General features: G+C 66.5%; 20 protein-coding genes. 7 read left to right on the top strand and 13 right to left on the bottom strand.

The features are described 5' to 3' along the window. Positions 1 to 51 precede the first annotated feature (51 nt). From ASF32_RS19585 to ASF32_RS19615, 7 genes are all read right to left on the bottom strand, one after another. Complete coding sequence (locus tag ASF32_RS19585; protein ID WP_082469918.1) at positions 52 to 2,493, bottom strand: EAL domain-containing protein; 2,442 nt, start codon at positions 2,491 to 2,493, stop codon at positions 52 to 54. Positions 2,494 to 2,732: 239 nt separating this feature from the next. Next, on the bottom strand, positions 2,733 to 4,040 hold the full coding sequence (locus tag ASF32_RS19590; protein WP_056432255.1) for a L,D-transpeptidase: 1,308 nt from the start codon (positions 4,038 to 4,040) through the stop codon (positions 2,733 to 2,735). Between the two features lie 97 nt (positions 4,041 to 4,137). Continuing rightward, on the bottom strand, positions 4,138 to 5,055 hold the full coding sequence (locus tag ASF32_RS19595) for an extensin family protein (protein WP_056432258.1): 918 nt from the start codon (positions 5,053 to 5,055) through the stop codon (positions 4,138 to 4,140). Between the two features lie 78 nt (positions 5,056 to 5,133). Continuing rightward, positions 5,134 to 5,325: a hypothetical protein gene (locus ASF32_RS19600; RefSeq protein WP_056254034.1), complete on the bottom strand. Its 192-nt coding sequence runs from the start codon at positions 5,323 to 5,325 to the stop codon at positions 5,134 to 5,136. Between the two features lie 122 nt (positions 5,326 to 5,447). Next, on the bottom strand, positions 5,448 to 6,773 hold the full coding sequence (locus ASF32_RS19605; RefSeq protein ID WP_244477902.1) for an ATP-binding protein: 1,326 nt from the start codon (positions 6,771 to 6,773) through the stop codon (positions 5,448 to 5,450). 93 nt (positions 6,774 to 6,866) lie between these two features. Further along, entirely contained in the window at positions 6,867 to 7,592 is a 726-nt protein-coding gene (locus tag ASF32_RS19610; protein WP_056432261.1) for a response regulator, read from the bottom strand. 1 nt (position 7,593) lies between these two features. After that, positions 7,594 to 8,211 (bottom strand): helix-turn-helix domain-containing protein, encoded by a 618-nt coding sequence (locus ASF32_RS19615; RefSeq protein ID WP_156467904.1) that lies wholly within the window; start codon positions 8,209 to 8,211, stop codon positions 7,594 to 7,596. Between the two features lie 204 nt (positions 8,212 to 8,415). Between ASF32_RS19615 and ASF32_RS19620 the strand changes: the two genes are divergently transcribed. Next, on the top strand, positions 8,416 to 9,303 hold the full coding sequence (locus ASF32_RS19620) for a branched-chain amino acid aminotransferase (RefSeq protein WP_056432499.1): 888 nt from the start codon (positions 8,416 to 8,418) through the stop codon (positions 9,301 to 9,303). Positions 9,304 to 9,685: 382 nt separating this feature from the next. On the opposite strand, the gene ASF32_RS19625 is transcribed toward ASF32_RS19620, so the two are convergent. Continuing rightward, the gene (locus ASF32_RS19625; protein ID WP_056432264.1) at positions 9,686 to 10,378 is read right to left on the bottom strand and encodes a glutathione S-transferase family protein; all 693 of its coding nucleotides are present in this window, start codon (positions 10,376 to 10,378) and stop codon (positions 9,686 to 9,688) included. 105 nt (positions 10,379 to 10,483) lie between these two features. On the opposite strand from ASF32_RS19625, the gene ASF32_RS19630 reads away from it, so the two are divergent. From ASF32_RS19630 to ASF32_RS19640, 3 genes are all read left to right on the top strand, one after another. Then, positions 10,484 to 11,047 carry a TetR/AcrR family transcriptional regulator gene (locus tag ASF32_RS19630; protein ID WP_056432267.1) on the top strand — a complete coding sequence of 188 codons (564 nt, stop codon included), beginning with the start codon at positions 10,484 to 10,486 and terminating at the stop codon, positions 11,045 to 11,047. A gap of 251 nt (positions 11,048 to 11,298) precedes the next feature. Continuing rightward, complete coding sequence (locus ASF32_RS19635) at positions 11,299 to 11,544, top strand: DUF3072 domain-containing protein (RefSeq protein WP_082469922.1); 246 nt, start codon at positions 11,299 to 11,301, stop codon at positions 11,542 to 11,544. A 340-nt stretch (positions 11,545 to 11,884) separates the two neighbouring features. Further along, positions 11,885 to 12,136, top strand: a complete 252-nt coding sequence (locus tag ASF32_RS19640) for a Flp family type IVb pilin (RefSeq protein WP_156467905.1) — start codon at positions 11,885 to 11,887, stop codon at positions 12,134 to 12,136. 36 nt (positions 12,137 to 12,172) lie between these two features. On the opposite strand, the gene ASF32_RS19645 is transcribed toward ASF32_RS19640, so the two are convergent. From ASF32_RS19645 to ASF32_RS19665, 5 genes are all read right to left on the bottom strand, one after another. Next, positions 12,173 to 13,030, bottom strand: coding sequence for a DUF937 domain-containing protein (locus tag ASF32_RS19645; RefSeq protein ID WP_056432273.1), 858 nt, complete (start codon positions 13,028 to 13,030; stop codon positions 12,173 to 12,175). Positions 13,031 to 13,148: 118 nt separating this feature from the next. Beyond that, positions 13,149 to 14,603: an MATE family efflux transporter gene (locus ASF32_RS19650; RefSeq protein ID WP_056432275.1), complete on the bottom strand. Its 1,455-nt coding sequence runs from the start codon at positions 14,601 to 14,603 to the stop codon at positions 13,149 to 13,151. After that, entirely contained in the window at positions 14,596 to 16,503 is a 1,908-nt protein-coding gene (locus tag ASF32_RS19655; protein WP_056432278.1) for a monovalent cation:proton antiporter-2 (CPA2) family protein, read from the bottom strand. The genes ASF32_RS19650 and ASF32_RS19655 overlap by 8 nt, the downstream gene beginning before the upstream one ends. Positions 16,504 to 16,682: 179 nt before the next feature. Next, complete coding sequence (locus ASF32_RS19660) at positions 16,683 to 16,973, bottom strand: DUF1127 domain-containing protein (protein ID WP_056432281.1); 291 nt, start codon at positions 16,971 to 16,973, stop codon at positions 16,683 to 16,685. A 236-nt stretch (positions 16,974 to 17,209) separates the two neighbouring features. Next, positions 17,210 to 17,506, bottom strand: coding sequence for a DUF1127 domain-containing protein (locus tag ASF32_RS19665; protein WP_056432284.1), 297 nt, complete (start codon positions 17,504 to 17,506; stop codon positions 17,210 to 17,212). A gap of 141 nt (positions 17,507 to 17,647) precedes the next feature. Between ASF32_RS19665 and ASF32_RS19670 the strand changes: the two genes are divergently transcribed. From ASF32_RS19670 to ispH, 3 genes are all read left to right on the top strand, one after another. Then, positions 17,648 to 19,045 (top strand): PLP-dependent aminotransferase family protein, encoded by a 1,398-nt coding sequence (locus tag ASF32_RS19670; RefSeq protein WP_056432287.1) that lies wholly within the window; start codon positions 17,648 to 17,650, stop codon positions 19,043 to 19,045. A 96-nt stretch (positions 19,046 to 19,141) separates the two neighbouring features. Further along, positions 19,142 to 20,368 carry an acyl-CoA dehydrogenase family protein gene (locus ASF32_RS19675; RefSeq protein WP_056432290.1) on the top strand — a complete coding sequence of 409 codons (1,227 nt, stop codon included), beginning with the start codon at positions 19,142 to 19,144 and terminating at the stop codon, positions 20,366 to 20,368. Positions 20,369 to 20,492: 124 nt separating this feature from the next. Beyond that, on the top strand, positions 20,493 to 21,488 hold the full coding sequence (ispH, locus tag ASF32_RS19680; RefSeq protein ID WP_056432293.1) for a 4-hydroxy-3-methylbut-2-enyl diphosphate reductase: 996 nt from the start codon (positions 20,493 to 20,495) through the stop codon (positions 21,486 to 21,488). The last annotated feature ends 62 nt before the right edge of the window (positions 21,489 to 21,550 follow it).

Below are 21,550 nucleotides of genomic sequence, written 5' to 3' on the forward strand. Positions count from 1 at the left end.
GCCCGAAAACATCAGTTCTTCGTAGCCGGCGTGGAAGAAGAAAACGCGGTATCACGCCACAAGATCTTTCGAAGCACGGGCGTATTGAAGAGCATCGCGCGCTGAAAGTGGTTTGCTCAGCAAGTAGCCTTGTGCCTCTGTGAATCCCTCTCCACGTGCGTGGGCAAGCTGTATTTCGTCCTCGACACCCTCGGCGGTGATGCTCGCGCCCAGCCGTTCAGCGAGGCCGACGATGGCGCGCACGATCGCGGCCGTATCGGCATTGCCGATTTCGTGGATGAAGGAACGGTCGATCTTGATCTTGTCGAATGGGAAGCGCCGCAGATAACTCAAGGACGAAAAGCCGGTGCCGAAATCATCGAGGGCTATGTGTACTCCAAGCTCACGCAGCCGATGCAGGCAACGGATTGCGCTTTCCGTGTCGCTCATCAGCACGCTCTCGGTGATTTCGAGCTCAAGACGTTGCGGCGGCAGACCTGACGCCGCCAGCGCCGTCACAACAGCATGCTCCAAACCAAGTTCGGCGAATTGCACGGTTGAGGCGTTCACCGCGACCTTGAGGTCGCCGGGCCATCCCGCCGCTTCGCAGCATGCATCCTTCAGGGCCCAGGCACCGAGCTGGACGACCAAGCCGATTTCTTCGGCCAGTGGAATGAAGTCTCCGGGCGAGACGAGGCCCCGCGAAGGACTTCTCCAACGCATGAGCGCCTCGAAGCCGCTCAACATATCGTTCTCGAGGCGGATGATCGGCTGGTAGTACAACTCGAACTCACCCAGCCGAACGGCTTCGCGAAGGTCTAGTTCGAGCGCATTGCGTTCGGCTATCGCCGCATCCATCTCAGGCTCGTAGTAGCGGTAAGTGCTCCGACCTGCGGCCTTGGCGCGGTAGAGCGCGATATCGGCATTCTTGAACAACTGGTCCGGATTGCAGCCATCCTGTGGCCCCAGCGCGATGCCAATACTGATCCCGACACTGACTGCGCGGCCCTCGATATCGAAAGGCAGCTTCACGGCGTCGATGACTTGCTGCGCTGTAGTGCTGGAATTCTGCGGATGGTCGAGTCCTCTGAGAACGATCGCAAACTCGTCGCCGCCGAGCCGAGCGACGGTGTCTCCCTCACGGATCGCCGCGGTAAGCCGTTCAGCGACCTTGCGCAGAAGGGTGTCGCCCGCCGGGTGTCCCATGCTGTCGTTCACGCATTTGAAACGATCGAGATCGCAGGCGAGCACCGCGAAGAAGTGTCCGCGTCGTTCCGCGCTCACCATTTCACGGTCGAGGCGATCCCAAAATAGGGTGCGGTTGGGCAATCCGGTGAGCGCATCGTACAACGCCAGATACTCGATCTGCTGCTCCGCCTGTTTGCGCGCCGCGATGTCGATCTGTGTGCCGACGATGCGGAGTGGAGCCCCTGTGGCATCACGCGCGACGATCTTGCCGCGCGACAGGACCCACGTGTAGGCACCGCTTTTGTTGCGGACGCGTTGCTCGCATTCGTAGATCTTCGTCTTCCCCTCTATGTGGTCGGCCAGCTGCCTTCGAGACTGCTCGATGTCGTCAGGGTGCGTAAGTCGTATCAAGGACCGCACATGACCCTCGATCTCGGCCGGCTCGTAGCCGAGCATTGTCTGCGAGCGGTCTGAGAACCAGACCTTTCCTGTCGCGACATCCCAGTCCCAAAGGCCGTCGCTGCCGCTATCGAGGGCGAGCGCAAGACGCTCTTCGCTGATCCGCAAAGCGGTCTCACTGGTCCGCAAGGCGCGATTGGCGCGGCGCATGCGGTCGGCGAACAGGGCGAGCGCGGCAAAGCCCAGGATCGCAAGCATGACCGCAGCGATGCCGGAGGCGAGGGCGAGACGTGGCAGCCCAGACACCGAAGCAGGTTCCGCTCCGTCAGGGGTGATCTGCACAGCGCCCATGGCGGTGAAGTGCAATCCCGCGATCGCGACGGTCAGAAGCGTCGCGGCGACACCGTTCGGGTATTTCAGCCCTCGATGCCTGAAAGCGACGAATGCGGCGGCTGAAAAGCTACAACCGATCAGCACCGAGGCGAAGACGAGCGTTCGGTCCCAGGCAAAAGCTCCAGGAAGCTGGATGCTCGCCATGCCGATAAAATGCATGGCCGCCACGCCCAGCCCGAGAACGATCCCGGCGCCCGCCGCCATGGCTGAATTGGTGGCCCAACGTCCGAACGCCAGTGCGACCACCGACGCCAGTATGGCTGCCATCAAGGATAGCAGCGTCAAGCGCGTATTGTAGCTGACGACGAGTCCCGGATCATAACCGAGCATACCGATGAAATGCGTACTCCAGACCCCGGCTCCAGCTGAGAAACCCGCCGCCAAGAGCCACGCCAAAGGTTCCAGGCCACGGCTCTTAGTTGACTGACGGGCAAGCCGCAGCGCGGTATGGCTCGATACCCAGCATACGATAGCAGCAAGGGGCAAGACCCAGGCGTCGTGCTGCGCGCTTAGGCAGAGAAGGGCGCGGTACATTGACGAATACCCTGTGGTTTTATGTCGACCACGCTGCCGTCAAGAGCCTTAATAAATTTAAACTATTTCTCGATGAATACGATTGAAATCAGGGCTATACAGTGAACCTCCGTTCCTCCGGTTGTGCTCTCTATCCCGCCCGGTGGCTTGAAAGCCGACTTACTCAGGAGCTGCTCGGGTCGGAGCCTGCTCCTCGTCCGTTCGAACTGCGCACGTCCCAACTCTACGCCCAAGTCACCTCACTCGTCCTTGAACACCACCTTCGCGCCGCGTTCGATGCGGGTGGCGAGGTCGCGGGCGTCCCAGTTGGTCAGGCGGATGCAGCCGTGGGATTCGGTCTTGCCGACCTTCTCCGGCTCTGGCGTGCCGTGGATGCCGTAGGACGGGATCGACAGGTCGATCCAGACGATGCCGACCGGGTTGTTCGGGCCGGGGCGGATCGAGAAGGTCTTGTTCGTCTTCACGCCCTTGAACGCGTATTTCGGGTTGTAGGTATAGACCGGCGCGAAGGCGACGCCCTTCACCTTGGCCTCGCCTGAGGGGGCCGGCTTCTCGGCGCTGCCGATGGAGGCGGGGTAATAGGCCCGCAAGGTGCCGTCCTCGCCGAAGCCTCGGACATGCCTGGTGACCTTGTCGACCTCGACCCACGCGATGTCCTTCTTCGGGGCGTCATCCTTTTTGGGGGCGTCATCCTTCTTGAAGGTATCGTCGCTCTTGGGTGCATCGTCCTTCTTCGACGTGTCCGTGCCTTTGTCCGCAGCCGGCTTGTCCGCGGATTTGCCGTCCGATGCGTCGCGGGCCTTGTCTTCAGATTTGCCGCTGGACTTGCTCTTGGACTTCGCCTCGTCCTTTGCCGGCTTGCCGGTCTCGAGCGGAGGGACCGCCGCCACGACGATGCCGGTGCCCGCCTTGTCGAAGGCGGCGTCGGGGTTCAGGGCGCTGAGGAGATCGCGCGACATGTGGAATCGCTCGGCCAGCATCTCGCGCGGATTGGTGTAGTTCATCGCCTCGAGATCGGCCTGCTCTTCCATCTTGGCGGGGATCTTTTCCGCGAAGGGGCCCGAGGCGTCGGTGTCGGTGATCGTGTAGGTGGCCACCACCGGGTCGGCGCTGGAGGCGGCCAGCTTGTCGAAGAGCTCCTGGTTCAGGGTCTGGCTCGCAGGCAGCCCCTGGGCCACGGCGAAGGCCGACAGGGCGTTGCGCATGTTCTCGCCGTCCCGCCCGTCGATGGCGCCGGGGGAGAAATGCGCCCGGTCGAGCAGCACCTGGACTTTCACCAGCAGCGGCTGAGGACGCTTGTCCTTGCCCTTCGCCCGCGCTTTCTTGCTCTCCTTCTTGCCGCCACCCTCGGGCGTCTCTGGCGCCGAGAAGGTCGCGCCGTTGATCGCCTCGGCGGTCAGGGCCTCGCCGGGAGCCTCCTTGTCGGAGCTCGCCTTGCTGGCCTCCGAGGATGTGTTTCCCGCCGGCTTCGCCACTGCCGCGTTCGGAGCCGCGAGGCAGACAAGAGCCATGAGCGCGACGGCGCTCGGCAGGGGCAGATGGGGCATCGGGAGATCAACTTTCGCCTAGGGATCGACAGCTTCGTTCCTTCAAGCCGGTCCGACCCCTCGGCGTTCCACCGCTCCTACTGGCAGAGACCAAGTCTTATTGGCAGAGGCGATGTCCCGCATTCCTCTCGCGTTCGTCGAGATGGAGGTGGTTGCCGTGGGAGGCATCCGACCCCGGCCCGAGCACGGTGCGGAAGAAGGCGCAGGCCTTGGCCCGGGTCGCGGCCTGGAACGTCGCCTCCGGCGCACCGTCGAGGCCGGCGCCCACCTGGATCGGTGCCCGTCCTTCGAAGCCGTAGCCCATGATGTCCACGCCGTTGGCGAAGCTGTGCTCGCTGAGCTTGGCGTCGGGATCGTGGTTCTGGCCGCGACACTCGTAGGACGTGCCGATGGAGAGGCTCCGGAGGGGCGCCTTCAGGATGCGCTCCGAGGCTTCCTGGGCCTCCGTGGTCCAGCGCGCCAGGGCTTCGGCGGTGTTGCAGACCAGGGTCGCGGGCGGGGTGAGCGTCACCTCGCCGGTCAGACGGCTGAGCTTCAGCGGCTTCTCCGCGCCGCATTGGCCGTTCGAGATCGGCGGCAGCGCCTCGAAGACCGCCCCCAGCCGTTCGAGGCGTTTGCGACAGGCGGTATCGTCGAGGGGGGCGACCGTCAGCGTCAGGGCGGGCGTGGAGGCCGGCGGCGTCGAGAGTTCGGCCGGGCGCGGTGGTGGCGCCGGCATTTCCGAGGCCGGGCCCGTCTCCGGCGCGGCCGGTGCAGGGGGCGTGAGTTCGGCCGGGCGTTCGGGCGGGGTCGGAGCGTCCGGCAGGGGCGGGACCGTCGCGGATGTCGGCGCGGACTCGGGCTTCAGCTCGGCGGGCCGAACCGGCGGCTCCGGCATCGACGCGGGCGGAGGGGCCGACTTTTCCTCGGCGGCCAGGGCCAGTGGGGAGAGCGCAGCGACGCCCGCCGCGAGGCAGAGGGCGAGTGCCGTCCATGGCCGGGCGGGCAGGGGAATTCGAGCGAGGGCGGCCTTCATGTCGTCCTCGATCCCATCGTCACCGTTGCGTCACCGCGAAACCGGCCCCGCCATGGGGCCGATCCGGAGGCGCGGTTGTCAGCCTTCCGAGCGGGCGGCGAGCCGGCTCGCGCCGTAGGACAGAATCCCGGCGATGGCGAACAGGGCGACGAAGGTCTTCACCGTGGCGGAGAACAGCGCCGGCTCGATCCCGGTATCGGTGTAGAGCAGGAGGCCGATGGCGGAGATCGGGAGGAGCAGGACGATCAGGACGGGACCCAGCGGGTTCATGGCGTACTCGCGTGTATCGGGACCGGGGTTCGGCCCTTCTCTTGAAAGCGGCACCGGTCATAGCATTGGACTGCGCCCGAGGGGACACCCCGAACGCAACAAAATTCACAGGCGCTCCACCATCACGCCGGGATGCGGACGGTGGCACGCAATCCCCCCAGCGGACTGTCATGAAGGGCGACGTCGCCGCCATGGGCGCGGGCGATGTCGCGGGCGATGGCGAGGCCGAGGCCCGACCCGCCGGCATCCTGGCGCGCATCGTCGAGGCGGACGAAGGGCTTGAACACCTCTTCGCGGCTCTCGGGAGGGATGCCGGGGCCGTCATCGTCGATGGAGACGACGAAGGAGCGTGCCTCCGTGCGGCCCCGGATCGCCACCGTCTCGCCGTAGCGGGCGGCGTTGGCGGCGAGGTTGAACAGGCAGCGGCGGAACGCGTCCGGCCGCAGCGTCACCATGGCGCGGCCGTCGAACTCCACCTCGGCCACATGGGCGCCGAGACGTTCCACGTCGGTGCGCAGGTCGTCCAGCATCGCCCGCATGTCGGTGGACACGGCGGCCTCGCCGGAATCGCCGCGCGCGAAGGCGAGGTAGGCCTCCAGCATCCGGCTCATCTCGTCGACGTCGCGCTGGAGGTCTTCTACCTCCGAGGTCTGCTCCACCAGGGCGAGCGACAGCTTGAACCGCGTGATGATGGTGCGAAGGTCGTGGCTGACGCCGTTGAGCATGGTCGTGCGCTGTTCCATCGCCCGCTCGATGCGCCGCTTCATCTCGATGAAGGCGTGGCCGGCCTGGCGCACCTCGCGGGCGCCGCGCGGCCGGAACTCGATCTCGCGGCCCTTGCCGAAACTTTCCGCCACGTCGGCCAGCCGAAGGATCGGCTTGATCTGGTTGCGCAGGAACAGGATCGCCACGCCGAGCAGGACCAGGGACGAACCGCTCATCCAGAGCAGGAAAATGTGCGAGTTCGAGGCGTAGGCCATGCTCCGCCGCGCGGTCACCCGCAGCACCCCGTCCGGGATCTCGACGCGGATCTCGATGAGGCTGGACCGGCCCACCGTGTCGATCCAGAACGGCCGGCCGATCTGCTTGGCGAGTTCCTCCGAGAGCGTCTCGTCGAGGATGGAGAAGAACGGGCGCGGCCCCGGCAGGGGGAGCTTCGCCCCTTTCAGGATGTCGAGGTCGAGGTTCAGCCGCGTGCCGGCGATACGGGTGAGGGTGTCGGCGTCCTTGTCCTGGGGGTAACTCTCATAGACGTCGATCATCGCCGCCACGTCGGCCGTCACGGCCGCCGAGAGACGGCGCGTCACGAGCTGCCAGTGCCGCTCCATGAAGGTGTAGGCGATGACCGATTGCAGCAGCACCACCGGCGCGATGATGATGATGAGCGAGCGGGCGTAGAGCCCCTTCGGCAGGGCGTTGCCGATGGCGCGCGCGAGCCTCTTCCACATCCGGCGCGGATGCGGTCTCGCGCGCCAGGCGGCGGCGGTGCTGGTTCTGATCCGCGACAGGTTCAGGCCGGCGAGGGCCATGGCGGGTCCTGTCTAATCGATCGCGAGGCGGTAGCCGATGCCGCGGACCGTCTGGAGGAAGAGGGGATTGCCCGGATCGACCTCGGTCTTGCGGCGCAGGCGGTTGATCTGCACGTCGATGGTGCGCTCCGCGGCCAGCCCGCCATTCCCGGCCAGCACGTCGCGGTCGACATTGCCGCCCTTGGCCTCCGCCAGGATCGTCAGGATCTCGCGTTCGCGCTCGGTGATGCGGATGGTCTCCTCGTCGCGGCGCAGTTCGCCCCGGTCGATCCGGTAGGAGAACGGCCCGAACGTCACCGTGGCGATGGTGCGGTCCGATGGCGGCGCGCCGTCCGGGCGGCGCTTGATGATGTTGTTGAGGCGCAGGATCAACTCGCGCGGCTCGAAGGGCTTGGGCAGGTAATCGTCCGCCCCGATCTCGAGCCCCATCACCCGGTCGTTGGGGTTGGAACGGGCCGTGAGCATCAGGATCGGCACCCGCGAGGTCTCGCGCACCTGCCGGGCGTAATCGAAACCGTTCTCGCCCGGCATCATCACATCGAGGACGAGGGCGTCGAAGACGAAGCTCTGTGCCCGCTGCCGGGCCTCCTCGACATTTCCGGCGGAGGTGACGCGGAAGCCCTGCTCGTAGAGATAGCGCGACAGCAATTCACGTACCCGCCGGTCGTCGTCGACCACGAGGATATGGGGCGCGTGGTCGGGAAGCTCGGCGCGGACCTTCAGTTCCGGCGATGCCATGTCAGCGACGGCTCCGGGCGCGCCGCGCCATCAGGCTCGTCACCGCCGCGCGCTCTTCGGGTTCGATCATCGCCATGAGAAACCCCTGTGCCGCTGCAAATCCGCTCTTGTCCCGGGCGTCCTTCGGACCATCCCCCACCGGGTCCGCGATGGCGCGGGCGACCCGCCGTACCTGCACCCGCGTCAGCTCGGCCGTGAGGGTGGCGCCCGTCTCCGAACAATAGAGCAGACGCTGCCGGCGGTCGCTCCGGCCGGTCTTCTGCACGATGTGACCCTGTTCGATCAAATCCTTGAGAACCCGGTTCAGACTCTGCTTCGTGATCCGCAGGATGTCGAGGAGTTCGGCGATGGTCAGGCCGGGATAGTGGTAGACGAAATGGAGCACCCGGTGATGCGCCCGCCCGAACCCGTATTCGGCCAGCATCCGGTCCGGGTCGCCGACGAAATCGCGGTAGGCGAAGAAGAGCAGTTCGACGAGATCGTTGGTGATGCCGTTGTCGGATACGCGCACGCCTTCGGGCGCGAGACCTGAATTCGCCAGCCCGTCATCCTCCCCGGACGGGGGTATGGGGGGCGGGCTCGTTGCCAGGGTCGATTGGCGCGTCACGTCCGGCGACATCCTCAATATACGTCAGTGTTGTTGACATATCTCAGGGGCGTTGATACCCGTCAAGCCTCCCCGGGGCCGGCTCGCCGTAACGGCCGTCTTGCGGACCTCCGTCCCCGCGGATACTGCGCGGGGCATTGCCTGGCCATCGCGCCAACCCGATCGATCGACCCCGCAGGCGCGACGATGCGAGCCCGCGGTTTCAAGGAATTCGTCATGTCCGTGATCCCGTTCGACGAACGCGAGGGCACCATCTGGTTCGATGGCGTGCTGGTGCCGTGGCGCGAGGCCAAGATCCACGTGCTCAGCCACGGCCTGCATTACGGCTCGGCGGTGTTCGAGGGCGAGCGCGCCTATGGCGGACGGATCTTCAAGAGCCACGAGCATGCCGAGCGCCTGCTCCGCTCGGCGCAGTATCTCGATTTCACGATTCCCTACGGCGTCGCCGAGATCGAGGCGGCCAAGGAACTCGTGCTCAAGACCAGCGGCCTCACCGACGCCTATCTGCGTCCCGTCGCCTGGCGCGGTTCGGAGATGATGGGCGTCTCGGCCCAGAACAACACCATCCATCTCGCGGTCGCCGCCTGGGAATGGCCGAGCTATTTCGATCCCGAGACCAAGATGAAGGGCATCCGCCTCGACATGGCCGATTATCGCCGGCCCGATCCGCGGACCATCCCCTCCGCCTCGAAGGCGGCGGGCCTCTACATGATCTGCACGATCTCGAAGCACCGGGCCGAGAACAAGGGCTATGCCGACGCCCTGATGCTCGACTGGGAGGATTACGTCGCCGAATGCACCGGCGCGAACATCTTCTTCATCAAGGACGGCGTGGTTCACACGCCGCTCGCGGACCGCTTCCTCAACGGCATCACCCGCCAGACCGTCATCGACCTCGCCCACCGGCGTGGCTTCGAGGTGATCGAACGGCGGATCAAGCCCGAGGAGATGGAGGGCTTCTCCGAGTGCTTCATCACCGGCTCCGCTGCCGAAGTGACGCCAGTCTCCGAAATCGGTCCCTACCGCTTCACGCCGGCCGCCATGACCAAGACGCTCATGGACGATTACACCGCCGAGGTTCAGCCGAAGGCGGTGGCGGCGTAGTTCGGACCGCACTTCGCGCGGCCACGTCGTGGGCGCTTGCGGGGACGAGGCGTGAACGACGCCTTGCCCTCGCTCACCGGGGATTCACATCGAGCTGGTCCTTCGTGACGAGGCTCGCCGTCCATCACGCAAGCGGACGCAATGGACGGTCCCGGTGTGGAAGCCTGCGGCTCCCAGACACCTGCCTGCTCGGATTTTTCAGCGGACGATCCTAACCGAAATCGAACATCCAAGCAGATTTCCTCATCCTGAGGTGCCCGCGTCAGCGGGCCTCGAAGGAGGCCTCCAGTGGTCACGCGATCCCTGGAAGGCTCCTGCGAGGCCGCTATGCGGCACCTCAGCAGGATGAGGCGAAGCCCTGGAAAAACAGCCCGAACAGGCCCTAAGCCGCGTCGCCGTATCGCGCCAGGTCTTCCGGACGCGGGACCTGTCCGCTGCGGTTCTTTACGGCCGGACGATCGGCGACCTTGCCGCGCCAGGCGTGAAGGGCGGTGAGTTCCGGAGCGATCGGCAGGCCGACGATCTCGGCGAACATCAGCCCGGCGAACAAGGTGATGTCCGGCATCGAGAAGCGCTCTCCGGCGAGAAAGGGCTGCTTCGCCAGCAGATCGTTGAAATAGGGCATGTTGGCGACGGCATAGGCGCCGCGCCGCTGCCCCCATTCTTTGGCCCCGCTCCAATCCGGCATCCGCCATGGCCGCAGCGCGCCGCCGAGGCCGGGGGTGCCGTAATGGAAATAATCGTCGACGGCATCGATCAGCATCATCTCGGCGCGTCGCTGCATCATATGGATGATGCCTTTGTCACGCGGTGTCGTACCCGTGAGGGTCGGATGGCCGTCCAGGTTGTCGAGATATTCCGTGATCGCCGTGGATTCGGTGATGATCGTCCCGTCATCGAGTTCGAGGACCGGGACCTTCCCGATCGGGTTCATCGCCAGGAAACCAGGGTGCTTCTGCTCGGCGGCGATGAGGTCGATACTGACGAACTCGACCCTTTCCTCCAGCCCCTTCTCGGCGAGGACGATGCGGATTCGTGCGGGGTGGGGACCCGCCTCCCGGTCGTAGATTTTCATGGGCAACGCTCTCTATCTGCCAGTTGGTAGATACACCATGCAGGTCGATGACGACACGTCAACGTCTACCTGCCAATCGATAGAATTGAGGTGTAGAAGCGGAGGATGAGTGAGAGCACCCGGGAACTGATCCTGACCGCCGCAAGGCTGACCGCGCAGGCACGCGGCTATGGCGGCCTGAACTTCCGCGATCTCGCGGAGGAGGTGGGAATCAAGGCGGCGAGCATCCACTATTATTTCCCCGGCAAGGCTGCCCTGGGGGCGGCGGTGGCACGTCGCTACCGGGAAGATGCGTTCGCTGCCCTGGAGGCCCTATCGGACGCATGTCCGGATCCGGTCGCCTGTCTGCGGCGCTACCCCGACACGTTCCGCACGGCGCTCCAGAACGACAACCGAATGTGCCTCGGCAGCATGATGGCCGCCGAGCACGACGACCTGCCGGACGACGTGAAGACGGAGGTGCGAGCTTTCGCCGAGGTGAACGTGGCCTGGATCGGCAGACAGCTGACCGCCGCATCCCCGGTCACCGCCGAGACCGCCACGTCGAGAGCCTGGGCCATCTTCGCGGCCATCGCCGGCGCGCAACTTCTGGCGAGAAGCCGATCGGATCTCTCCGTCTATGATGCGGCGATCGACACTTACCGTCAGGCGGGACTTCTGCCGGGCTAGAGCGCTCTCCGCCGAAGTGGATCCCGGTTCGGCGAAAAAGAGCGTGGCAAAACAAAGGCCTGGAGATGTGTCCCGACCCAACGTGGTCGGGCGCAGCTCTAGCGGGGCACCAACGATATGGCCGCCGGTTGCCTGAACGAAGGATCGTGGCGGAGTGAGGCTTACACCCCGCATCCCGGGGTGGTCAGGGTTCGGAACTCATCGGCGACCGCCTCGTTATGGAGAGAACAATTCATGAACGAGGTCGAGCGATGACGAAGAAGCAGGCGACGGACGAGAACGAGAACCCGAAGACGGCGGGTGGCGATGCATCGAACCGGATCAAGGATCCGAGCGAATGGACCACGGGCGACGAGCCGATGACCGGCGCGCAGGCTTCCTATCTCAAGACCTTGTCGGAGGAGGCGAAATCACCCGACTCGTTCGAGCCGGATCTGGATAAGGCCGAGGCCTCGAAACGGATCGACGCGCTGCGCAAGGAATCCGGAAAAGCTTGATGGACGGCAGCCCCGGTCGCGGGCTTGCGGCACGCGTTTTCGATAGGGCGAGAGCCGATCCGTCTCGTCCTGCATAGTGATGTCTAGGGCGCCTTGGGCTCGGCCCTTCGGGGCCGGGCAACCCGGTGACGCGGAATGACGATGTGAGCGGTGAAAGCGCTGGGCCGTCGCTGCCGGATCGTGGGACATCGAACCGGATGTCGAGCCCCTGCTCGCGGTGGCGGAGGGGCACGTACCCATTGGAAGTCCGACGGCGTTTCGCCGGTATTTGTTTAAACCGTCGGCAATGATTTTCGTCGTAGGAAGGCGGGCGCTGCTTCTTCAGGGATCGCCTCGCTCGATGACGATTTCTGAAAAAAACGATGTGACATCTACGGTCGCCAAGCCGATCGCGTCCTCGGCTGGCCCTTCGTCCCGTCTTTCACGAAGCGCTTCGCGGTTCGCCCGAGATACAAGCGGGACGTCCGCGATCGAATATGCGCTGATTGCCAGCGTGATCGTCCTGGGGATCGTCACGGCGCTGCTGAATTACACCAACCGGGTCCGCGAGCTTTACGAGTCAGTCGCGCAGGCCTTCACCCGGAGTATTTGAGCGTTCGTGCCCCGCGCGTCTCGTGCGGCGCCGGCTTCAGCGCCGCGTCTGGCCGGGCCGGTTCGGCGTCGGGTTGTTGGCTTTCGACGAGCCCACGGACGCCATGCCGTCACGCCACAGGCTGTCGAACAGGCTCTGCATCGTCCTGGCGTTTTCCTGCTGAACCTCCAGCCCGGACTGAAACATCTGCTGCAACAGATCGAACGGGTTCAGCGCAGCACCTTGCTGCGCGCCGGCCGAGGCCTGACGGGATTCGGGCGCTGAGGTGGAATCCTGTGCCGGTCGGGCCGCCGGGAACAGGCGTGCGGGCGGCAGGCTCTTCTGTGCCGGGGCGGTACGAGCAGGGGCGGCGGCCTGCATCGGCGAAGACAGCATCGCACCGCCCGCTTTCATGAAGCCGTTCATCATCTCGGTCCAATAGGGATGGGTCGGGATGCCGAAGGGCGAGGGCGGGGGAGGCGCGGGCTGGGGAGCGGGCTGCCCTGGATTCATCATCACGTGGACGATCCCCGCCACGACCATGCCGGCCATGAGCGGCAGCATCTGCCGGAGGGCGGGCGTCGCCACGCCGCTCACCGCAGCCGCCTGTTGCAGGACGGCCTGGCTCAGATGCTGCGAGCCGAAGAGCTGGCGCATCATGGCATCCATCTGCGGCTTGGCCTGCGGGGCGGTGAGCGCGGCCGGGTCCATGAAGCTGAACATCTGGGTGAAGCCGGTGGGATCGGCGGCGGCGTTGCGCTGGAGGCCGAGCGTCAGGGCCGGCATCAGCGCTTCCATGGCCCGACGGGTCTGGTCCGGCGACAATCCGAATTGCTGGCCGAAACCGTTGGCGCCCATGAAACCATTGGGGTCCATGCCGCCCTGCGCCTGCAAGAGATCGAACAGGTTGAACATGGCGGCAGCCTCTTGATCCCATCGCGGCCAGGCCGAATTGCTTCGGCCTGCTGTCGAGACGCGAACTCTGTCGCATCCCAGTCGTACTTACCAGCCCGAGATCATGCCCGTCCCGGCTCTAAACCAGTGCGTTCGGCCTCTCCGGGGCCGGAATATCGCCCCCGGAGGCATCCGCATCGGCCTCCGAGGCCAATTCGCGCGCGAAACCGGCCCGTTGCTCGAGCTGCGTCACCGTCCGGAAGGCGAGGGCGATACCGATCGCCCCGAAGGCGACGGAGCCGAACCCCACCCCGGCGATGATGCCCTCGGGGCCATAGAGATAGCCTCCGAGGAGCGCCGGGGGCACGGTTCCGATGGTGGCACGGCCCCAATTGAGGAAGGTCGACAGGAAGGGAAAGCCGAGATTGTTGAACGAGGCGTTGGCGAGGAACAGCAGCCCGGTGAAGAACCACACGCCTCCGCTCACGAGGCAGAAGAAGACGAACAGGTCGGCGGCGGTCCCGGTCAGTTCGAACAGGCCCGTCAACGGCCCGCGAAAGGCGATCAGGGCGGCCCAGACCACCACGACATAGACCGCCGTGACCAGCGCGCCGTTCCTCAGCACGCCGCGCATCCGGTCGAACCGCCCCGCTCCCCAATTCTGGCCGAGGATCGGGCCGATGGAGCCGGACATGGCGAAGAGGCCGCCGAAGGCCACCGGCGTCAGCCGGTCGATCACCACGTTGCCGGCCACCGCCACGGCGCCGAACTTGGCCAGCGCATGGGCGATGAAGGCGCTCGCCACCGAGGGGGCGAGATTGGTGAGCACGGCGGGCAGGGCGATCCTGAAGACGATGGGCGCGTCCGAGATCACATCCGCGACACTCGGCGTGGCGAGCATCCGGTGCTGGCGCACGCCCCAGAGGCCGACGAGGGCGAAGGTCGCCCGCGCCACGCAGGTGGTGATGGCGGCCCCGTCGATCCCCAGCCCCGCCGTGAAGATGAGCAGCGGATCGAGGCCGGCGGTGACGATGGCGCCGCCCAGCGTCACGTACATCGCCTGGCGCGCCGCCCCGACGGCGCGAAGCAGGCCCGAGAACATCATGCCCGGCCCCATGAGCATGTTCGAGGGCAGGGCGATCCAGAGGAAGCGTTCGGCGACGGGCAGCGTCTCGGCGTCGGCTCCGATCCAGGACAGGATGGTCGGCAGGAAGGGCAGCATCGCGAGGACGAGGATGCCCGAGACGATGATGCCGTGGATCGAGGCGGAGGTGGCCAGCCGCCGCGCGCCCGCTTCGTCGCCCGCGCCGATGGCCCGTGAGACCAGGGCCCCGGCGGCGATCATCAGGCCGATATTGATGGCGATGGCGAAGAACTGGACGATGGTGGCGAAGCCCACCGCCGCCGTGAGCGTCGGGTCGCCGAGTTTCGAGACGTAGATCAGCGAGAGCAGGTCGACGACGAAGATCGCCATCAGCCCGATCGAGCCCGTCCCGCTCATCACCACGACGTGCCGCAGGATCGATCCCGTGACGAAACGGCCCGTCTCCCGTCGGGCGGCGGGTTTCACCGCCGCCGCGCTCGTTTCAGGCATCCGCTGGCGTGTCCTGCAATGGGGAATCCTGGACTTGCAACGTGCGGGTCGCGGCTTCGCGCTGTTCCAGGCCGATAATATCTCTGGTCTCGGCGCTGAGGGCGCGCGACGGGCGCTGCGGACGGGTCAAGGGTTCGGGTTTGATCTCGGGGCTGCCGCCGATATAGCGCGTTTCCTCCGGAAGGGCGCCGGCCTGCTGCAGGACGAGGCGCGCCACGTCGCGCTTGCGCACGTCCTGCGCCGTTGCGGCGGCGGCCTCGGCCGAAATGCCGAGCCCTTCCAGGGTCGCGCGGCCGAAGGCGATGGCCGATTCCACGGTCTCGCGAAGCTGATAATCCACGTCGCGGTTCATCAGCTCCACGGAATGCATCCGGTCGAAGGCGCGGACATAGGTGCGCACTCCGGTGAATTCCTCATGCACGATATCGACGATCTTCAGCGCCGCCTGGGGATCGTCGACACAGATGCAGAGCAGCTCGACCCGGCCGATTCCGGCCGCGCGCAGCACGTCGAGGCGCGTGCCGTCGCCGTAATAGATGCGGAACCCGAAGCGCGAGGCGGAGCGGATCTGCTCCACGTCCTTGTCGATGACGGTGACGCTGATTCCCTCGGCGAGGAGCACCTGGGTCAGGATCTGTCCGAAACGGCCGAACCCGACCACGAGGACGCGGGCCTCCGTGCTCTCGATCTGGTCTGGTGCGTGCTCCACCGCGTCCGGCCGGTGGCGCGACAGGTAGCCGTCGAGGGCCTTGGCGGCGACGGGGCCGACCAGCATGGTCAGGGCGGCGAGCGCCACGGCGAACCGGGTGGAGGATTGGTCGATCAGCCCCAGTTCGGACCCGGCGGGAAGCAGCACGAAGGCGAATTCGCCCGCTGGCGCGAGGATCGCCGCGCCGCGCACGGCATCGAGCCAGGGCGATCCGAACAGGCGGAACAGGCCGGCCACGATGGCGACCTTGAGCAGGATGGCAGCCGCCGTCGCGCCGAGCAGGGCGGGCCACGCGCTCTTCAGCAGGCCGCCGTCGATGGACATGCCCACGCTCATGAAGAACAGGCCGAGGAGCATGCCGCGGAACGGCTCGATATCGGCCTCCAGCTGGTGGCGGAAGTTCGATTCCGCGAGAAGCACGCCGGCGAGGAAGGCGCCCATCGCCATGGACAGGCCGACATGCTCCATCAGCATCGCGGTGCCGAGGACCACGAGGAGGGCCGCCGCCGTCATGACCTCGCGCGCGCCGCTGGCCGCCAGCATGCTGAAGAACGGATTGAGGCCGTAGCGGCCCACCAGCACCACGGCGAGGATCGCCGCCCCGACGGTCCCCGTGGAGGCGAGCGCGTGTCCCAGCCACTCGTCGTTGCCGGTGCCGCCGCTGGAGGCGAGGAGCGGCATCAGGGCGAGGATGGCCACGACGGAGATGTCCTGGAACAGCAGCACCGCAAAGGCGCGTCCGCCATAGGGCGTGCCGAGATCGCCGCGCTCTTCCAAGAGCTGCAGGGCGACGGCGGTGGCCGACAGGGCAAGGGCGACGCCGATGACGAGGCTCGCGGCCAGGGTGAGCCCGAACAGGGCGCAGGCGCCGGCAAGCAAGATCGTGCAGAGGAGCAGCTGTGCCGCACCGAGCCCGAAAATGTCGCGCCGCATCGAAATCAGCCGGGAAATCTCGAGTTCGAGCCCGACGATGAAGAGAAGGAGGACGACGCCGAGTTCCGCGACGCTCGCGGCGGTCTCCGGCTCGGCGATGAGCGAAAAGCCGAAGGGGCCGATGATGACCCCGGCGACGAGATATCCAAGTACCGCGCTCTGCCCGATGAGACGGAAGATCGGCACGCCGATCACCGCCGCCGACAGGAAGGTCAGCACCGGCGGCAGGAAGCTCACATGGGTGGAGGCGCTCGCCATGTCGATCCGGTCTATGAGGAGTGGGGTCGCCCGCGGCCGGTGCCGCGAGCGCGTCGCCGTGCTCTCCTCTTAGACCAGGGGCATCGCCCCCGCCACGCCTGCATGTGGTGGATGGGCCGTGTCGCATCCACTACCGGTGCGCAGCGGCACGCGGTTCAGCCGAAGCGGCGCGTGACGTGTCAGGCGAAGCGGCGCGTGACCTGGCGGACGGCGCGATGGGCCAGGATCACCTTGGTGGCGTCTGAAGGCGAGGGCGCGTCGTAGGCGTCCAGGACGTCCCAGCGGGTGAGGCCGATATCGTTCAATTCGCGCTCGGAAAGGGAGCCGAGCTCCACGAGGCCGCGCTTGTCGGCGTCGTTGCGCGAGACCAGGGACGCGGCCTTGGAGAAGAGGTTGCCGATGAAGCGAGTGGCCCGGCCGACCTGTTCGGCTGCCGCGTCGCCCGGGGTCCAGTTGAGGGTGCTGTTCATGATCCTGAGTTCCAAATTCTCGACGCACAATCTTTGCGGCGAAGGTGATGGGAGTGATGTGCGCCCCCTCCGCCCTGAAAGACGTGCGATCGAGCACTTAGCCCAAATAGACTTGCGGTGCCTGCAGGTCTGGTAGAACCGGACCACGGATAAACCTCAATCACCAACCGAATGACCAGTTTGGCGGCATGCCGAATTCGAAGTCATGCTCAATAATGCACGTTCTGCCATCTTGATCAGATCTTAACGCTTTGGGTGCGGCGTGCTTCCCTTCTCTCGTCCTGGCGGACCAGCAGGAACTGGGAGGCGTCGGCCTCAACAGCGCCTGCATCCATCACGTCCTGCCGGATCAGGCCGATATCCTTCAATTCCCGATCGGTCATGACACTGAGCTTGCGCAGGACACGCCGGTTGATCGCTTGGCGCGACAACTCGGCGGCCAGTCCGGTGAACAGCCGGGCGGCGGCGAGCGAGACGCGCCGAGCGAGATCGCCCGTCCGCGTGGTCTTCCGCTGCTGCAGGATCGTCGTCATCGATGGGCCTTTCCTTCGCCGGCCTGCCGCGCGGGCCTGACGGCGTTTCGTTGGAGGGCAGGGATGGCCCCGTCCCGCTGGCGGAGACAGGGACAGTCCAGTACGCTTTGGCTGAATTGTCCGGGCGAAGGATCAGTACAGATGGCGGGATCGGCGCGGACCACGCTCACCCTGGTGGATACGGTGTCGTCCGCGATCATGGAGCGGATCGCCGGACGCCAGCTCATGCCCGGCGCGCGGCTGCCCTCGGTGCGGGCTTTCGCCGAATCCATGGGCGTGTCGAAATCCACCGTGGTCGAGGCCTATGAGCGCCTCGGCGCCGAAGGGGCCATCGTCGCGCGCCGGGGCTCGGGCTTCTATGTGGCGGGCAAGACCCGCCCGCTCTGCCTGAAGGAGATCGGGCCGCAGCTCGACCGCGCCGTGGATCCGCTCTGGATCACCCGGCAATCGATGCAATCCGGGCCGGACCTGCTGAAACCCGGTTCCGGCTGGCTGCCCTCGTCATGGATGCCCGAGGAGGCGATCCGGCGCGCCCTGCGCCACATTGCCCGCGACGCCGATTCGAACGTGATCTGCTATGACAAGCCCCTCGGCTTTCCGCCGTTGCGGAGCCAGATCGCCCGGCGTCTCGCCGAGAAGGGGATCGAGGCGGAGGCCGACCAGATCGTCCTGACGGATTCGGCGACCCAGGCCGTGGACCTGCTGTGCCGGTTCCTCCTCGACCCGGGCGACGCCGTGCTGGTCGATGACCCCTGCTACTTCAACTACCATGCGCTGCTGCGGGCGAACCGCGCGAAGGTCGTGGGTGTGCCCTTCACCCCCGCCGGGCCGGACGTCGCCGAGCTCGAACGGCTGATCGTCGAGCACCGGCCCCGGTTCTACCTGACCAATTCCGCGCTCCATAACCCCACCGGCGCCACCCTGGCTCCCGCCGTGGCTCACCGCGTCCTCAAGCTCGCCGAGGCGCATGACATGCTCATCGTCGAGGACGACATCTTCGGAGATCTCGAAGCCGACCCGGCCCCGCGTCTGGCGGGGTTCGACGGGCTCGACCGGGTGATCGCGGTGGGCAGCTTCTCGAAGACCCTCTCGGCCTCGATCCGCTGCGGCTACATCGCCCTGCGCCCCGACTGGGTGGAGGGGCTGATCGACCTGAAACTCGCCCTCAGCCTCGGCAACGGTCATCTCTCCGCGGCGCTGATGCACCGTCTCATCACCGACGGGGCCTATCGCCGCCACCTCGCGGAAATCCGCGAAAAACTCGCCCGCGCCATGGGCGAGACCGCACGGCGGCTGGAGCGCTGCGGCCTCACGCTCTGGACCGAGCCGCGCGGTGGCCTCTTCCTCTGGGCGCGCCTGCCGGACGGGCTCGATTCGGCCGACATCGCCCGCAACGCCCTGGCGCGGGACGTGGTCCTCGCCCCCGGCGCGGCCTTCAGCATCGGCGCAAGCGGGCGTGACTTCCTTCGCTTCAACGTCGCCCATTGCGCCGATCCGCGCCTGTTTCGCGTGCTGGAGGAGAGCATGGCGGCGGCCTGACGACTTTCTGGTGCACCGCGCCAGGTGGAACCCCTGAGCCGAAGCGAAGCTTTGCTGGATAAGGGCGACGCCCAACACAAAGTCTCGGGAGGAACCATGTCGAAGTCGGAGCTGAAGCAGCCGCGTCCGCCGGAGCTGTTCTCCCCCTGGCGCACGGAGGCGCGCGCCAGGCTTCAGCAGGAAGCGCGCGACTTCGCCCGGGACGTGGTGCTGCCGCTCGCCGACGAACTCGACCGGCAGAAAGCCGAGATGCCGCGCTCGCTCATCGACCGGATGGCGGCCAAGGGCTGGTTCGGCATCACCATTCCGGCCGAGCATGGCGGACTCGGCCTCGGCGTGTTCGAATATTGCCTCGTCTCGGAGGAGCTCGCCCGCGCCTGGCTCTCCGTCGGCAGCATCCTGGCGCGAGGGCAAGGGCTCGGCACCCAGACCCTCGACGAGGGGCGCCGCCGCGCTCTCCTGCAGAGATCGGCCCGCGGCGAGTGGATCGGCGGCATCGCCTTGTCCGAGCCCACCGCCGGTTCCGATCTCGCCGGCGTCCAGACCCGCGCGGTGCGCGACGGGGACGATTGGGTTCTCACCGGGACCAAGCGCTGGGCCGGTTTCGCGCTCGCCGCTGATTTCATCGAAGTCCTGGCCCGCACCCGCGAGCCGGAGCCGGGCGAGCCGCGCTCGGCCGGGCTGGAACCGTTCCTCGTGGTCAAGAAGCCCGGCACCTTCCCCGAGGGCATGACGGGCCATGTCATCGACAAGATCGGCTATCACGGCTTCCTCACCTTCGAGCTCGAACTCGACGGCGTGCGCGTGCCGGAGGGCGACCGCCTCACCGGCCTCTACGGCGATGGCGGCGCGGATGCGGATTCCGGCGGTTTCGCCTCGGTGCAGCGCGGCCTCAACATTGCCCGCGTCCACACCGCCGCCCGCGCCGTCGGCGTCGCCCGCGCGGCGGTGGAGGATTGCCAGCTCTACCTGCAGGAGCGCGAACAGTTCGGCCATCCGATCGGCGAGTTCCAGGCCCTGCGCTTCGCGCTGGCCGACATGTCGGCGGAGGTCGATCAGGCCCGCGCCTACTGGCAACAGGTGGCCCACCTTCTCGACGAGGGCGAGGCGGCCGAGAGCGAATCCGCCAAGGTGAAGCTGCTGGCCACCGAGATGGCGGTGCGCGTCACCAACCAGGCGATGCAGCTCCACGGCGGCAACGGCTACACCACCGAACGCCGGGTGGAACGCTACTGGCGCGACGCGCGGCTCACCACGATCTTCGAGGGAACCAGCGAGATCCAGCGGCGGATCATCAGCGACCGGATGCTGGGGCGCAGGTAAGTGACGCAAGGGAGGGACGCATCCGATCCTGCCCCGGTGTGCCCCCTCCGCCCTGACACCGCCGCGCATTTTACGCTATAGGAGGTTGACAGGGGCGGCCTCGCCTCGCCACATCCCGGCTATCATGAGCGATCCTCTTTCGAAGACCTTTCCCGACGGTTCGGCCAAGCCGCCGCTGGAGATCCTGCTCTGCGCACCGCGGGGGTTCTGCGCGGGCGTGGTTCGCGCCATCGACGTGGTCGAGCGGGCGCTGGCGATCTATGGACCTCCGGTCTATGTGCGCCACGAGATCGTCCACAACAAATACGTGGTCGAGAGTCTGAAGCGGAAGGGCGCGGTGTTCGTGCGCGAGCTCGACGAGGTGCCGGACGGCAACGCCCCGGTGATCTTCTCGGCCCACGGCGTCGCCAAGACGGTGCCGGCCAATGCCGACAATCGCGGGCTCGTCACCATCGACGCCACCTGCCCGCTGGTGACCAAGGTCCACCGCGAGGCCGAGATCCACCACAAGCGCGGCCGCCACGTCCTGCTGGTCGGCCATTCCGGCCATCCGGAAGTCGTCGGCACCATGGGCCAGCTGCCCAAGGGCTCGATCACCCTGGTGGAGGATCTGGAGCAGATCGCCGCCCTGGAGCCGGAGAATCGCGACAACCTTGCCTGGGTCACGCAAACGACCCTGTCGGTGGACGATACCCGCCACATCGTCGCCGCCCTGAAGCAGAAGTTCCCGACCATCACCGGGCCGCACAAGGACGACATCTGCTACGCCACCACCAACCGCCAGGAAGCGGTGAAGCAGGTGGCCCCGCTGGTGGATGCGGTGATCGTCGTCGGCTCCTCGAACTCCTCGAACTCGCAGCGTCTCCGCGAAGTCGCCGAGCGCGTCGGCTGCCCGATCACCCGCCTCGTGCTCCGCGCCGAGGAGATCGACTGGCCGGCTTTCGAGGGCATCCGCAAGCTCGGCCTCACCGCCGGCGCCTCGGCGCCCGAGGTGCTGGTGGAAGAGATCATCGACGCCTTCGCCGCCCGCTACGACGTCACCGTCGATACGGTTTCCACGGTGGTGGAGGACATGTCCTTCCCGCTGCCGCGCGAATTGCGCAGCGAAGCCGCCGAGTAACACGGCCGCATCGGCTCTCTATCCGGGGGCGCCTGCGGGCGCCCCTTCGCGTTTCCGCCCTC

Source organism: Methylobacterium sp. Leaf91, from assembly GCF_001422815.1.
GTDB lineage: Bacteria > Pseudomonadota > Alphaproteobacteria > Rhizobiales > Beijerinckiaceae > Methylobacterium.